Below are 16,064 nucleotides of genomic sequence, written 5' to 3'. Positions count from 1 at the left end.
AAACAACACGGCAGCCACCCCCCGAACATTCCTCCCCCTGGCCGCCCGAAAAGAGACCAGGAAGAGAAAGAACAGTGTGGGGACAGTTATCGTGAGCGAGATGAGCGCCAGCAGCTTGAGGCTATCCAGGGAGTCGGCTCGAGAGAATCCATTGGCGTCATGCCCGCCGGGCGCAAATGCTGAAAGAACGAGCATAAAAACGCACACGGGAGCCACGCACACCGCAAGATATCTCAGCAGCGCCCGACTGAACCATCGGCCGACTCGATTAAATCTGTTAATCGGCACCCTGATACACACCCGCCATTCTGGTAGGTACGGCCCGAAGGCGAGAAGAGGGATGACGCAAACGGAACTGCAAGCAGACCAGGATCTCCCTGAAATTGTCCCATCTCATCCCTGGCAATCACGTGGAGACGCTCTCCTCGACGATACTGAACCACCTCTAGATCGGGATAGTGATCGCCTCGTCGAGTAACAGAAACTCTCCACGACACATGGCGGCGCGGGGAGCAGACATGCCTCGCCGAGCTTGCCGCCCTCCAGGAACCGGATCGAAGCGGCGGTTGTGTCCCAGGACCCGATGACAGCCGGGACAGGATCCTTCGCCACCGTGCGCGAAGCCGCCAGCGGCAAGATGCCAGTCAGGGAGACAGCAAGGACACGCAATAGGCCCTGGGCTCGTTCCCAGCCTGACCCCAGAGTCTCGATCACCCGATACCTGCGTTCTAAACGTCTCAACGCGCACTACTCGAAGTCACCCGGGCGGGCGAAGCCGTCCGAGGCGACACACCTCCTCGCCTCGCAGAGAACCACTTATTTGAGTTGCGCGCCCGAAGCATCCACATTCACTGCCGCCTCAGACGATCCCTTCGGCCCAACAAGCGCTGGATTCTGCGAGGCGCTCGGCTGGGAAATCCAGCCGAGCGCCCACATAAACTGATCGTGACCTAATTTAACCGGCCACGTGCTTCAACGATCCTAGAAGCTTTCCTTTTCCCTGGCAACCGGCATGATGATCGCTGCAAAGAGGATCTGCACCGCCATCTGGATGGCGACCATCACCCATGTGCCGACCAGGAAGAGCACCAGCGCAGGGATGACAAGGAGCGCCGCGGAAAATGCCCTGAACTCATCAGGCGCAGAGGTTCCTCTTCTCCTGGAAATCAGCGCCAGCAATATCAGGGATGGGACTCCGATCATCAGGAACATCCCTGGAGCCCCTTCCATGTATCCCAGAAAAGATCCCCACAAAGTCTTCCGGGCACCGTAACCTCCAGCCCGGTCCGACATCCTGGGAGCCGTCAGCGATATCGCCATCCAGCCAACCATGAAGACCACGGCATAACGAACGGCGCAGGTAGCAATCCATCGGAAGGTGGACCCGCTAACCGATCGACGGTTCGCCTCAGTCATAGCTAGCAACCTTCCGTGCACTTTCCGGAGACCCAAGTGCTGTCCATCTTGGGCCAGAATGGAGCCGCTGGGAGACCCGTCTCTGATGACATCGAATCGGCATTCCCGCCGAGTACGAAACCGTCCTCGCGCCTGACCACCACACCGATGGTGTCTGTCAAAGCGGAGCAAACTCACCGAGATCGATTCGCCGGTGCGGGACAGTACGACTCTGAGGCAGATGCTCCCGACTTCGGAAGCCCTACCCCGTCGAGTACGCCACCTACGCCATCACACCCACCACAACGGAGCCCCCGTCCCCGGCCAGCGTGACGACATGCACCGCGGTGCGCACCGCGAGCGCCTCCAGCGACAAAGTCGTCTGCGGCCCGGCGGTGAACGCCGGCACCAACCCGGCCACGTACCGGTCATGGACCGGCATCGACTCGGATCCCGATCTCGCGCCATCATGTGAGCAGCAAACCACCGGGCGGCAGCCGACCCATGTCCACCACGTCACCTGACCCGTTCCGAACTTGAGAACGTCCTCCCGCATGAGGACGACAGCCTTCCAACCGGGTCGTGGTGTGGTCGGAACGCACCTGGGCCCCTCGTTGAACGCGCCGCCTTCGGCGAGGGACCCAGGTGGGAACGTGACGGAATCAGCTGGTTCGTTCCTTCGGGTTCACCGTGCAGAAGTAGACTCGGCTGCTCTGCTTGTCGAAGTAGAAGCTCCCCGTGTACTGGGTCCGCGTGACCGACTTGTCGAAGGCCTCACTGTGGAGCCACATCTTCGTGTCCCTGACCTCAGCGGCGATCTCCTGCGGGACACCGCACTCGATGGCGCTCTCCCGCCACATCCCGCTGCCCGTGATCGCCGTCAGGATCGCCGGATCGACCTGCGCCACTCCGTCCAGGCTCACGTCGGTCGGGCCGGGGATCTCCGGCACGGAGTTCTTCGTCAGCACCTGGCCGACCCACTTCGTCGCGGTCAGCTCGCCCAACTGCGGGAAGCGGCGCTTCAGCGGTTCGACATCCGTCCGCACCTGCGCCGGGGTCGGCGCGGTAATGGTCGGGCGGCGGTCCGAACCTTGCCCGGCGGTACTGGTCTCCGGTGCAGACGCACAGCCGGATGCGAGCAGTACCGCGGCGGGAATCAACAGCAGAATCCGAGCGCCATCTGCTCGCTGCGTCACCTTCACCGACGTACGTTTCACAGGTTCATCATCCCTGACCTTCTAGGTTTGTTGAAGAGCTTGCCGACCGAACCGCAGGGCCAGGGCCCGTCCCGGACGTCGTGTCATCGGGACCGGGCCCCGGCCCGTAGGTCACCGGTGTTCCGCGCCGCTTCCCGGGCTGACCAAGCTCCCGGATGCGCCGATTGTCCACGTGACGGTCTTCTCCAGGCCGCCTCGTGTGGTGAAGGGCTTGGCCCAGCCGAGCGTCGCGAACCTACCGTTCACGTTGTCGGAGACGCCGCTGGCGATGTCCTTGTTGCTCTTGTTGAAGTCGTACCGATCCAGCACGTGGACGGTGAGCTTCATCGTGACCTTGTTCCCTTCCACCCTCACATCAGCACTTCCCCATTGCCGGTAGTCACCCAGGGCCTTCTGCCAGTTCTCCGTGTCCGGGTAGAGACCCTTGGCCCGTGCGGATACGTCCGAACCGGTCATGCTGAAGGCTTTGCGACCCGTCTTCAGCGCGACCCGCTCCGCCCACCGCTGAGCCGATTCCACCTCTTCGTCCACCAGCTGGCGGATGTTCTTGTCCTCGTCGTACGCCTTCGCGTAGTCGATCACGTAGTCGCTTCCGGACCCGTCCATGTAGTGCATGTAGGCGTCACTGCCGTCCGACAGGCGAGAGGCGTTCTTCTTGAACTTGTCGCAGAGCCCGATGCCGAACCGGCTGCACTGCTGGACCGCCACGCCAGCCTTCCGCCAGCTGTCGTAGCTCGCTCTGTCCTTGTCCGTCGCTTTGACCGACGAGTCGTACGGGAAGTCGTCCCCGAAGTCGACGTTGGGCTCGCTCGGAGAACCGATGTGGTACTTGTCGTCACCCGGGTCGGGCTGGGGAACGGGGGTGTACATGGCCTTGCAGTCGTGGCTCTCGGGCATCTTCATACAGCGGACATCGGGGTCGTACAAGCCCGTTCCGTCCGACCGGTTCACCGGGTTGTTGTGCGCGTACGCGTACGCGTTCCACTGCTGCGGGTCCGCAGGCAGGAGCAGCGGGTCCGCGCTGAGGAAGCGGCCGGTGCTGGGCTGGTATTGGCGTGCGCCGAGGTTGGTGAAGCCGGTGGCGTCGTCCTTGAGGCCTCCCACGTAGCCCTTGTCGCCGGCCCAGGCGGTGGTGCTGGAGGTGGTGCCGCGGGGGGCGCCGAAGGGGTCGGTGGGGCGGCGGGTCTCGACGAGGCTGTCGCGGCCGATGGACAGGGTGTTGGTGCCGTGGTGGTCGGCGAACTGGTACGTGAGCTTGGTCGGGCTCTCGCGGACCATGGTGATGCCGCCGGGGATGCTGTAGTAGCGGGTACCGGTGCTGGTCTTGGTACCGGTGTCGTAGGTGAGTTCGTCGCCGCCGCCGAGGTTGACGGTGACCTTGCCGGGGTTGCGGCGGATCAGCTGGTTGCCGTCGGCGTCGTAGACGTACGTCGTGACGGCCGAACCCTGAGCGAGTGAGGCGAGCTTGCCCTCGACGTCCCAGGTCAGCGTGGAGGCGTTGGCCGAGTCGGCGGCATTCCAGGTGGAGGTGCCCCACTTGGAATTCCAACCGGGCGCGTAGACGATGAACTTGCCGTCGTCCTGGACGGTCGCGAAGTAGCCGCTGGCGTTACCCGCCCAGGTCTGCGAGGACCAGAGCGGGACGCGCTGCGGGTCATAGACGACGAAGTTGCCGTCGTCCTGCATGGTGGCCCAGGCTCCCGGGTGGTTCTGGGTGTTGGTGGACCAGAGGACCTGGCCGGTGCGCAGCGAGCTGAGCACCAGGTTGCCGTCGTCCTGCATGGCGAGTCGGACGCTGTTGGAGCGCACGCTCTCACCGGACTTGAGGACGGACCCGGCGTTGAGGATCTTGATGCCGTTGGGGTTGTTGATCTTCGTGGTGTTGCCGGCCGCGTCGTACTCGTCGGTGCCCTGGGGGGCGGTGGCCGAGCCGTAGGTGTACGTGCCGCCGGCGAGTGCGTGCGGGCCGCCGGTGCCGCCGCCCGTGCCGGCCGCGGTGGTCGGCGTGTTGCGGGTGCCGGGGGTCGGGAAGGTCTGGTCGACCTTCACGTCCTTGGACTGGTCACCGGCCGGGTTGTGGTCGACGAGCTTGGTGCGGTTGCCGGTCAGGTCGTAGGTGTAGTCCTGCCAGTAGGCGGCGTTGCCGCCCACCGTCGTCTTCGAAGGCGCCGAAGCCCCGCTGGTGGGAGTGGAGTTGGCGCACGCCCCCTGGCCTGCCAGGGACGGGGTGGGCTGGTCGAGCCGCCCGGTGTCGCTCCACGCGGTGGTGAGCCGGCCCAGGTAGTCGTAGGAGAAGCACTGCAGGTCGGTGGCGGCCGGGGTGTTGTTCGGGATGCTCCGGATCGCCGTGATCCGGCCGGCCTGGTTGTAGGCGTAGGTCGTGTTCTGGACCGTGCCGTCGGTGGAGGTCTGCTTGTCGACGTACTGCGTCAGCGGACGCCCGGTGGACACGTCGTAGGTGTTGGTGGCGACGATCTGCCAGCCGAACGGGTTGACGGTGGAGCGGATGTTGCGCCCGTAGGCGTCCCAGTCGGACTGACGGAGGTAGGTGTCGTCGGCCCCGCCCATGTCGTGCAGCAGGCCGTAGATCTCGTAGTTGTAGCCGATCGACTCGTAGGCGAGGTTGCCGACGGCGGCCCGGTACTCGGTGGTCACGGCGCCGGTGATCGGGTCGTAGACGGTCTCGTACTCGTAGGTCGCCTGCCCGGTCTTGCCGATCTCGCTGCCGGGGATCGACACGGTGGACTTGGTCGGCCGGTATGCCGGGTCCAGCTCTGTGACGGCCTTGGTGTAGGCCGCTCCGCCGGCGCCCCCGACGTACCGGGTGGAGCTGGCGGCCTGGCCCTTGGCGACGGTGTCGTAGGTGTAGCCGGTGAGCTGGTTGGCCGGGTTGACCGTGCCGTTGTAGGTGCCGGTCTTGCGGCCGAGCAGGTCGTAGGTGAGCGCCATCGACTGACCGCGCGCGTCCGTGGTGGTGGCCAGGCGGCCCGCACTGTCGTAGGTGCGGATCGAGACGCCGGTGTCCGGGTCGTCGGCCTTCACCTGACGGCCGCGCTGGTCGTAGCCGTAGCTCCAGCTGTTCCCGGCGGCGTCGACTCGCGTCGCGGGCTGGCCGCTCGGGGTGTAGGTGTACGTGGTGACGTCGGCGTCGGCCTGCTTGCCGGTAGCGGACGGCGTCCTGTACTGCCACAGCTGGCTGGTGCGGCCGCGGGCGTCGGAAAGGGTGCTGGTCGCGGTGGCACCGGCCGGCGGCGACACGTCGACCCGGTCGGCGCCCGGGTAGGCGGTGGTCGTGGTGTTCTGCAGCACGCCGAGGGCGATGAACTGTGTGCTCACCGGTCGGCCCATGCCGTCGAAGGCGGTGGAGGTCTGGCCGGGGACCTCGGCGGGGATCGCGTTGAATCGGACCGTGTTCGGACCGGCGGTGTCGTCGTAGTGGGTGTTGAAGGTCCGGTTGGTGCGGCCCTGCGAGTCGTAGAAGGTGTCCGTCAGCAGTCGGCCGTGGTAGGCGGAGATGGCCGGGTTGGTCTGGGTCTGGATGGTCCGGGCCAGGCCGTCCACGATCTGGGTGGAGACCGCGTAGCTCTCGTTGGAGCGCAGCGTCCGGCTGGTGACGGTGGACGGCCGGGCTGTGCCGTCCACCGTGTAGTCGAAGGTGAAGTTGGCTCTCGCGCTGGTCGCCCGGCCCGGGGTCCAGACCGCCTTGAGTCGACCGAGGGAGTCGTACGACTGGGTGACGGTACGGGCGTTGGGGTCGGTGGTGGTGATCGGCAGCGCGCGGGCCGGGTTCAGCGTGGTGGTGGTGTTGCGCTTGGCTCCGGCGTCGGACGCTCCCGCCGGGGCCGGGGTGCCGGTCACGGTCCGGTTGGGCAGCTCGCCCGGGTTCGCCGAGCCGTAAGTCGTGGTCACGGTGGCGCCGTTCGGATTGGCGCTGTCGGTGGCCGTCACGTCGGTGGCGGTGGTGGCGCGGCCGTAGACGTCGTAGGCGGAGGTGCCGGTGGTCACGAACTGAGCTGCGCCGGAAGCGTCGTAGCGGTCCAGCACCTGCGCACCGGTCGGTTCCCCCTTGGCTCCCGCCGCGCCGAACGCCGCACCGTCGTACAGGGTGCGGGCGCCGGAGACGGTGTTCGCTGCGGTCGGCGTCGCCGTGCAGGCGTTCGCTCCGGAGACGGTCAGCGCCTCGGACACCAGCCCGGTCATGCTCGGATTCGCGCCGGTGGCGTAGGAGTTGCGGACACAGACGTCGGGTGTGCCGTCGGCGGTGCTGAGGCTGGTCTTGATCCGGTTGCCGTTCGCCGGGTCACTGGCGGTCACCGTCGAGGTGGCCCGGGTTCCGGTGGTGGTCCGGCTGGTCGAGGTGCTGGTCGAGGTGGTGGCCGCGTACCGGGCGACGAGGTCCGGCAGACCGGGCCGCTTGTGGGTCGCGGTGGTCACCGGGCCACTGCTGGTGTTCACGGTGGACGCCTCGGGTGCGGCCGCGTCGGCATCGACGTAGACGTCGCTCTCCAGCACCCGGCCGGACAGCCAGTCGTCGTCGCGGCGGGCGCCGCTCGTCGGCCCGGACACCGTCGCCGACCGGGCCGATCCGTCCGCCTTCAGGTCACCGTCCATTCCCTGGTGGTAGCTGGTCGACGTCTTGGACTTCGCGCCGTCCTTGCCCGAGCCGGTCACGGCGGTCACCTTGGCGTAGCCGCGGAACTGGTCCCAGGTGCGGGACTTGTCGTCCACCAGGGCGCCGTCGTTGCGGTGCCAGGCGGCCGGCCCGTACTCGTAGGCGGTGACCTTGGTGACCGAGCCGGCGACGAGGTTGGAGTTCGGGTCGACGGTCACCGAGGCGACCGGGTAGCGCAGGAACCAGTCGTCCACCATCGCGGCCACACCCGTGTCGTACCACTTCACGTTGTAGCAGCTCATGGTGTTGCCGTCCGCCGAGGACGGCATCTTGCCCGTGGTGCGCATGCACGATTCGCGGTTGTAGTCCACCGCGATCGTGCCGCCGGTCTCAAGGGTGATCACCTCGATCCGCGGCCGATAGTAGCGGGGGCGGGCCGGGACGAGGCCGTCCACCCGGTTGGGCAGCATCAGGTCCGCGAAGGTGACCTCCGGCAAGGCCTGGTCGGTCTGCCCGTTGAAGGTGTCCTTGCCGATCCGCTTGACCGCCTGGAGCCACGGGATCTGCGTGTTCTCATCGGAGTTGGCCGGTTTCTTGAACGTGTGCGTGAGCTCGTAGCGGTCCACCGGGCGGTACGAGCCGCCGGAGCGGATCGAGGTGGTGACGGCGTTCAGCCACCTGGTCGACCAGTAGGTCGGCCCGTAGCTGGAGCAGGTGCCCTGCTCGGCGCACTGCTTGTCGAGCGGCACGTCCGGCCAGTTGGCCGCGTTGGCCGAGGTCCGCTGCGCGGGGTCGCAGGCCGCCGCGCCCGAGACGCAGCGCTCGTCCGTCTCGAAGTCGATCTTCGCGGCGGGCTGGTGCGCGCCGTTCGCACCGAGCTGGTCGGAGAGCAGCTGCCCGTAGCCGATCGAGGCGAGCGTGCCGCCGCGGGTGTACGAGGAGTTCACACCACTGCCGCGGTTCTGGCCGCCACCGCGGGCGTACCAGTTGGCCTCCGGCGCGTAGGTGTAGGTGGTCAGGTTGTTGTGGGCGTCGACGACGTAGTCGAGGTTCCAGCGCCATGCCGTCTGGCACCACGATCCCTTGCCCTTGGCAGCGTCATAGCACGGGTCACCCGCGTTCGGCGAGTACACCGGCACCGTCCAGGCCGACTTGCTCTCCGGGCCGGTGCTGGTCGGCGCACCGGACGCGGAGGGCAGGTGGTTGAGGCCGAAGTAGTAGACCGTGCCGGAGCTGTCGGTGACCTTGAGGTACGACCCGTTCCAGGTGCCGTTGTCGGCGCCGGTGAGGAACTCGACCTTGGTCCCGTCGTCGTTCCTCAACCGCCAGGTGCACGTGGACTGCTCGGACTTGGCGTCACCGGACGCGCAGGGGTCGTTGGGCACGAGTTCGCCCGAGTGGCCGCCCAACGACAGGGTCAGGTTCGCCCCGCCCCAGCACTGGTCGCCGGATCCGGCGATCCCGGCCTTGTCGCACGCCTTGTAGGAGCGCTCGACGAAGCCCGAGCTGAAGTCCCAGCCGTCACCGATCCAGGACGCCTGGGAGTTGGTCGACGAGGTCCTCCCGTCGACCGCCGCCGAGTCGTATCCCAGTGCCACCTGGGGCGCCGTGCCGCCGAGCGACGGCGGGGACTGGACCGGGTAGCTGTACGTGAACGAGCCCGACGAGCTGCCGGCCGTCCACGCCTGGCTCGGGGAGAGCGAGGTCGCGCTGTAGGTGCCGAGGCCGCTGGACGGGGTACCCTCGGCCGCCAGCACCATCCGCGCCGGGGCTGCGGGCGCAGGGCCGGAGGACGGCGCCTGGTCCCCGGACTTCGACTCGGCTCGCTGTCCCTTCGTCAGAGCGGCTTCGACGGCGGGCAGGTCGATGTCGGCGACGAGCTTCTTCGCCTCCGCGTCGTAGTGCGAGGGCACCGGCGTGCGCGCCAGGCAGCCGGCCACCTCGGGCGTGGTCAGCGAACACGCGGGCAGCGACACCAGCTGTGCCCGCTCGGCGAAGCCACCACCGAATCCGGCACCGGACAGGTCCAGACCCAGCCGCACCTTCGTCGCGTCCGTCTGCTCGGCGCGCTCCAGCGTGACCAGGGCTCCCTGCACACCGGCGGCACCGGTGGCCTTCGCGTCGGCGACACTCACCTTGACCGGCGGGTTGGCCGGACCGGCGTCCGCGCCCGGCGCAGCACCCGAGGCCTTCGACGCGGTATCCGGCGCGACGGGCGCCAGCCACACCGGCAGTTCACCGGCCCGCTTCGAGGCGCCGGCCGCCGGCTCCCACACCTCGGCGCCGTCCGGACCCTTGCGAACGGCCTTCGCACCGGGCGCCGGCGCGGGATCCAGCAGGGCGACGGCCGAGCCCGAGGCACTCTTCGGAGCGCCCTTCGGCGGCACCCAGTCCGGTGAGCCCTTCTTCGCCGGCACCGACTTCGGCTGCTCTGGTGAGCCCGGTACGGAAGCCGTCTTCGGCAGCGGAGTACCCGGCGGCGACCAGATCTTGTCCTTGTCCGCCACCGGCGCAGCCAACGCCGGGACGACAGGTGACACAAGAGCACTCAGCACGGTCAAAGCGCTCACAAAAGCGACACGAGAGCTTCGACGCCGCCCTGGTGGCGGCGCTCCCCTCCCCGCCGACCACGGCAAACGGACACGACGAACAGACACCGTTACCCCCCATAGGTAGCCACGCCTCAGCTAGGGCGTGGACAGACGACTGTGGCGGACAGTAGGGGGTAATGCGGCCCCGGGTCGAGGAGTCGACCGATCAAGACATGTGGTGATTCATGTCACAGGGGAACCAAAGCGGTTCGCCCACCCCCAAACCAGACAGTCGAACACCTAAATGAGTTGACCATCAGTTTGCCATTGCGCGATCTTGCTGGCGCCCCCTGCCCGCGCCTTTACCCATCGGCCAGGGGGCGGACCCGATTGTCGTACCGAGGGGGGAACCTCACCACATGCCCGCTGCTCCGCCCGGCGCCCGCTCCTGCACACGCCTTCGTCCACGGACCCCGTCCGCGCGCGCATCCGCCGCGGCCGTGGGCCTCGTCCTGGCCCTGACCTCGGTGGCACCCGTCGCGTTCGCCGCCCCGGTGCCCACCACGCCTACCACCACACCCGGAACGCTTCCCCCGGACGTGCTGACGGCCATGGCCGCCGCAGACGCCAGGCAGACCAAGGAGAAGCCTCCGGCTGCGGCCGCCGACCGGGCGATCGCCCAGGCCAAGTCCACCGGCAAGCCCGTCCCCGTACCCGAACTGACGGACGAGTACAGCGAAACGGTCGCCACTCCCGCGGGCCACCTCTCCCGTTCCCAGCACGCCGACCAGCAACGCGTCAGGCGGCAGGACGGCGTCTGGGCCGCGCTGGACGCCAAGCTCGTCGCCGACCCGGCGGGCGGCTACCGCCCTCGGACCGCTTCCTCCGGAGTCCACCTGTCCGGTGGCGGCAGCGGCCCCCTCGGCACGCTGACCAGCCCGGACGGCGAGAAGCTCGTCATCGACTCGCCGTTCCCGCTGACCAAGCCGGCCCTCGACGACGACGGCGACGGCCTGGTCTACCCCGACGTCGCCCCCGGCATCGACCTGAAGGCCACCGCCGACAAGTTCGGCGGCCTCAGCACCGTCCTGATCGTCAAGACCGCCGAAGCCGCCAACAACCCGCAGCTGAAGAAGATCCGCTTCGGTACCACCGGTCAGGGCGTCACCGTCAAGGACGACGGGTCCAACAACCTCACCGCCACCGGCAAGGACGGCAAGGTCCGCTGGCACGCCCCAGCCCCTCGGATGTGGGACAGCTCAGGCGGCGCGGCCGGCACCGTCCCCGCAGCCACTGCCGGCAAGGCCGCCGCGGCCGCGCAGGCCGCCCCGGCCGACGGCGACGGCGCGGCCCAGGCCGGTGTTCCCGCCAAGTCGGACAAGCCCAGTAGCGCGGACGGGCCCGGTACGGGCGCCAGGGTCGCGACCATGCCCACCACGGCCTCCGGCGACGCCGTCGAGCTGACCACCGACGCCTCGGTGCTCGGCAAGGGCCAGGGCCCCTGGTTCATCGATCCCGGGTGGATCTACGACTCCCGCAGTGGCAACGCCTGGACCTGGACCCAGCAGGCGTACCCGAAGACGCCCCGCTACGGGCAGACCACCGCCTCCGACGGCCAGTACGCCCGTCCCGGCGTCGGGTACCAGGGGTACCAGGTCGACAAGGGAATCGAGCGGTCCTACTTCCAGATCGACACCCGCGGATTCGGCGGCACGGTCATCAACAAGGCCACCATGTCGGTCTGGGAGTACGAGTCCTCGGACTTCTCCTGCACCAACACCTATCCGGTGGACCTCTACTTCACCGGGCCGATCGACAACCAGACCACCTGGAACAACCCGCCCGCCGTGGTGGGCGGCCGACTCGGCCGCGCCGACGTCGCCGGCTCCGGCGGCAGCGGCTGCTACGACAACCGCGAGTTCCAGTACGACGTCACCTCCGTCTACCGGGAACGCGCCGCCACCCACGACAACCTGACCTTCGGCGTGTTCGCCGGCGACGAGTCCAACAAGATGGCCTTCAAGCGCCTGACGTACAACCCGGTGGTGGTCGTCGAGTACGACCGCGCACCGGACACCCCGACCAACACCTACGTCTGGCCGCCGTCGGGCACGGCGTCGCCGTGGGCCGAGAACCAGGGCTGCGACGGTTCCTCGGTCGGCTGGCTCGGCGCGGGCAGCAACTTCAACGGCGCGGTGTCCCTGAACGCCACCGTGCACAGCCCGGTCCAGAACTCGCTCTACTCGTGGTCGAAGATCTGGGACTACAACCTCCCGGGCGCGCCCGAGGTCGACTCCGGGAAATCGGGTCTGGTCGGCAACGGAGGCAACGCCGCCTTCCAGGTGCGCTCCGACGTGATCAAGGACGGGCACGTCTACGGCTGGGGCTCCTTCGCCACCGACGACTTCACCTCGTCGGGATACGCCCCCGCATGCCGCTTCGGGGTCGACCTGACTCCCCCGAGCCTGTCCGTCCCCGACGTCTACACCGCTCTTCCCGAGAGCTCGCTCGCCGACCACTTCCCGCCGTCCGGCAACGGACAGGTGACCAGGAAGAAGGCCTGGGAGTGGGGCATCGTCCCCTTCACCGCCGCCGACACCGCCCCCAACGGCGGCACGCCGTCGGGTGTCACGTGCGCCCGGTGGTCCTGGGACCCGCAGCTCTCCGGCGCCCAGTGGCAGTGCGGATCCGCCCTCCCGCAGGGCGGCGTCAGCGTCCTGCCGGGCCGCTGGGGCACCAACATCGTGTACCTCCAGGTGATGGACAACGCCCGCAACGTCTCGCCGGTGGCCCAGTACGCGTTCTACGTCCCGTGGAACCCGGACGGCCCGCCGCCGGTCTTCGGCGACGTCACCGGTGACGGTGCGCCCGACATCGTCACCCCCGACCAGTCGGGCGACCTGCGCGCCTACGCCGTGGCCGGCAACCCGCTCGCCAAGAGCCCTGCCGTCTCCCTCGTCGCCAAGCGCGACGACTCACCCACCGGACGGGGCTGGGCCGACATCCAGTTCGCCCACCGCGGCACGCTGACCGGCGGCAACAACATCGACGACATCGTCGCCCACGCCCCCGGTGACAAGGACCTCTACCTCTACGGGAATCCGGGCAACACCGGCTACTACGGCCGGGTCGACGCGAGGTCGGTCCTCCCGAAGCCGAAGTGCGTCACGACGGCCAGCGAGGACTGCTCCTGGCTCACCGCCACCGGATACAACGCCACCGACTGGTCCACCACCCTCCGTGTGGCCGCACTCGGCGACCCGGCGAACACGGACCTCGACTACAAGCTGCAGTTCAAGAACAAGAGCGGCCTGCTCACCGTCGAGAGCACCGCCAACGGCGCCGACGCCGCCCTCTGGTACTACCCCGCAACCGACCGCCAGACCCTCGGCAAGCCCGTCCGGCTCGCCGCCTCCGGGTGGAAGGACAAGGAGCTCATCGCCCCCGGCGACTGGGCCAAGCAGGGCCACCCAGGCTTGTGGGCCCGGAACCTGGAGGCAGCCGCAGACGGCGGCAAGGGCGCTCTGCTCGCCTACACCTTCACCACCGGGACAGTGGTGTCCACCGACCGCAACGGCAGGCCCGTACTGGACAGCAGCGGGAACACCACCGTCCTCCCGACGCTGACCCAGATCTCCAGCCCGGTCACGATCGGCTCCGTCTCCCCGGACACCTGGCCGACGCTCGGCTCGGACGGGGACCTCACCGGCAACGGCGCGGCCGGTCTCTGGGGCAAGCGCGGCAACGGCCAGATCGACATCTGGTGGGGCGCGCCCACCAACCCCGGCAGCCCCAACGCCGCCTTCACCTGGCAGGCCGGACCGACCCAGGCCGCGGACACCTCCGTGAACCCGCTCTGGTGGGCACTCGACGGCACCTCCGCCGTCGACAGCAACGCCGCCAACGCGCTCTACCCGAGCACGTTCGCCCGCACCACCGACCACAACGGCGCCGCGGGCAAGGCGACCGTCCTCGACGGCAACACCCTCTACCGCAGCACCAACCAGGCCAACATCGACACCGGCCAGAGCTACACCGTCGCCGCCTGGGTCAAGGTCAACAACACCAACGGTTACCAGACCGCCGTCTCCCTGACCGGCAACGAGCGCAGTCCGTTCTACCTGCAGTACTCGGCGACGTACGGCAAGTGGGCCTTCAACCTGCCCTCGTCGGACCAGCTCCGCCCCACCACGTACTACGCGGCCGTCGACTCCGAGCAACCCCAGATCGGCGTCTGGACCCACCTCGCCGGGACGTTCAACTCGGACACCCAGACCGCGACGCTGTACGTCAACGGCCGAGCGGCCGGAAGCGCGAAGGTCCCTGCGGGCTGGAAGGCCAACGGCAGTCTGAACATCGGCGGGGAGACCACCGCCCGGTACCCCGGGCCTGACGGCCGCGTGAACGGCGCGGTCAGCGACGTCCGGATCTACCCGTACGCGTTCACCGACCAGCAGGCCAACTCGCTCGCCACGGCCAGCTCCAGCGTCCAGATCCAGAGCGCCTACAACCCCGGCAGGTGCATCGACAGTTGGGGCGGTTCCGTCGGCACGGCGGTCGCCTTCTACAACTGCTACAACGGCAACGCCCAGCACTTCACCCTGACCACCGACAACAAGTTCAAGGTCTCCGGCACCGACCGGTGCATCACCACCAACGACAAGCCGGCCGGCAACGGCACCAAGGTGTCCTTCCAGACCTGCGCCGCCGATGACGCGCAGACCTGGGTCCGTCGCTACGACGGCACGCTCTACAACCCGATCTCCGACAAGTGCCTCGAACTGCCCGGTTGGGCCGACGCGAACGGCACCGCGCTCGGGGTCTGGTCCTGCACCGCCAATGCCAACCAGCGTTGGCTGGTGCGCGCCCAGGCGTCCTGACCGCCAGGCCCACGGTCTGAACTGACCCGGGCACCGAACCGCTCCGGCCTCCCCGAGTCCTGCTCGGGGAGGCCGCGGCCGTGTCGGCGCCGGCGGCCGGACCCGAGGGGGCCCGCTATACACCTGTGTGTATACATGGCCTGTATAGTCCCGGAGCATGTCACTCGGACAGCTGTTCCTCGGCCTGCTGGAGACCCAGCCCCGCCACGGATACGACATCAAACGCCTCCATGACGAGCACTTCGGGCGCGACCGCGGCCTGCACTACGGGCAGGTGTACGCGACGCTCTCCCGGCTGCTGAAGAACGGGCTGGTGGTGGTCGACGGCGTCGAGGCCGGCGACGGCCCGGAGCGCAAGCGGTACGCGATCACCGACGCCGGGGTCACCGACCTCGCCAACTGGCTCGCGCACCCGGAGAGCCCGCAGCCGTACCTGCAGAGCACGCTCTACCAGAAGGTCGTGCTCGCCCTCCTGACCGGCCGCTCCGGCGCCGACGTCCTGGACGCGCAGCGGGCCGAACACCTCAAGGAGATGCGGGAGCTGACCCGCCGCAAGCTCACCGGTGACCTCACCGACCAGCTGATCTGCGACCACGCCCTGTTCCACCTGGAAGCCGACCTGCGCTGGCTGGAGCTCACCGCCGCCCGCCTGGACGAACTCGCCGCCCGCATCACGGAGTCCCAGCGTTGACCATGTCCGAACCCCTGCTCGCCGCCCACGACCTGCACAAGAACTTCGGGCTCACCCCGGCGCTCGGCGGGGCCTCGCTCACCGTCGCGGCCGGCGAACTCGTCGCCGTGATGGGCTCGTCGGGCTCCGGCAAGTCCACCCTGCTGCACTGCCTCGCCGGGATCACCCGACCCGACAGCGGTCGCCTCCGCTACCGGGATCGCGACCTCACCGCCTGTTCCGACGCCGAGCTGAGCGCCCTGCGGCGCACCGAGTTCGGCTTCCTGTTCCAGTTCGGCCAGCTCGTCCCGGAACTCTCCTGCCTGGAGAACGTCGCGCTCCCGCTGCGCCTCAACGGACTGCGCCGCCGGGCCGCCGAGGCCCGGGCCCGCGAATGGCTGGAGCGCCTGGAGGTCGACGACGTGGCCGCCAAGCGCCCCGGCGAGGTCTCCGGCGGCCAGGGGCAGCGAGTCGGCGCCGCCCGGGCCCTGATCACCGGGCCCAAGGCGGTCTTCGCCGACGAGCCGACCGGCGCGCTCGACTCCCTCAACGGCGAGCGGGTGATGAAGCTGCTCACCCAGGCCGCCCGGGAGAGCGGCGCCGCCGTCGTCCTGGTCACCCACGAGGTCAGGGTCGCCGCCTACGCCGACCGCGAGATCGTCGTCCGCGACGGCCGCACCCGCGACCTGGCGGGCGCGATATGAGCAGTTCCACCACGAACGGCCCCGGCGTGAGCAGCCCCGACACCAGTAGCCCCGG

Annotated in this window: 7 protein-coding genes; 3 read left to right on the top strand and 4 right to left on the bottom strand. The window is 68.6% G+C overall.

From position 1 onward, the window contains the following. Window positions 1–981: 981 nt before the first annotated feature. From AB0P03_RS22310 to AB0P03_RS22295, 4 genes are all read right to left on the bottom strand, one after another. On the bottom strand, window positions 982–1,212 hold the full coding sequence (locus AB0P03_RS22310; protein WP_363630395.1) for a hypothetical protein: 231 nt from the start codon (window positions 1,210–1,212) through the stop codon (window positions 982–984). Between the two features lie 466 nt (window positions 1,213–1,678). Beyond that, complete coding sequence (locus tag AB0P03_RS22305; protein WP_363630393.1) at window positions 1,679–1,837, bottom strand: hypothetical protein; 159 nt, start codon at window positions 1,835–1,837, stop codon at window positions 1,679–1,681. A 220-nt stretch (window positions 1,838–2,057) separates the two neighbouring features. Beyond that, on the bottom strand, window positions 2,058–2,597 hold the full coding sequence (locus AB0P03_RS22300; RefSeq protein ID WP_363630392.1) for a hypothetical protein: 540 nt from the start codon (window positions 2,595–2,597) through the stop codon (window positions 2,058–2,060). Between the two features lie 126 nt (window positions 2,598–2,723). Next, on the bottom strand, window positions 2,724–9,731 hold the full coding sequence (locus AB0P03_RS22295) for an RHS repeat-associated core domain-containing protein (protein WP_363630390.1): 7,008 nt from the start codon (window positions 9,729–9,731) through the stop codon (window positions 2,724–2,726). Window positions 9,732–10,255: 524 nt separating this feature from the next. Here AB0P03_RS22295 and AB0P03_RS22290 point away from each other — a divergent pair. The 3 genes from AB0P03_RS22290 (at window position 10,256) to AB0P03_RS22280 (ending at window position 16,009) form a co-directional block, all read left to right on the top strand. Next, window positions 10,256–14,635 carry a LamG-like jellyroll fold domain-containing protein gene (locus AB0P03_RS22290; protein ID WP_363630389.1) on the top strand — a complete coding sequence of 1,460 codons (4,380 nt, stop codon included), beginning with the start codon at window positions 10,256–10,258 and terminating at the stop codon, window positions 14,633–14,635. A 157-nt stretch (window positions 14,636–14,792) separates the two neighbouring features. After that, the gene (locus AB0P03_RS22285) at window positions 14,793–15,326 is read left to right on the top strand and encodes a PadR family transcriptional regulator (RefSeq protein ID WP_363374032.1); all 534 of its coding nucleotides are present in this window, start codon (window positions 14,793–14,795) and stop codon (window positions 15,324–15,326) included. Window positions 15,327–15,328: 2 nt separating this feature from the next. After that, window positions 15,329–16,009, top strand: coding sequence for an ABC transporter ATP-binding protein (locus AB0P03_RS22280; RefSeq protein WP_363630388.1), 681 nt, complete (start codon window positions 15,329–15,331; stop codon window positions 16,007–16,009). The last annotated feature ends 55 nt before the right edge of the window (window positions 16,010–16,064 follow it).

Origin of the sequence: Kitasatospora sp. NPDC088779 (assembly GCF_040685395.1) — a bacterium.
Classification (GTDB): Bacteria; Actinomycetota; Actinomycetes; order Streptomycetales; family Streptomycetaceae; genus Kitasatospora.
This window is presented reverse-complemented; position numbering and strand designations above follow the sequence as displayed.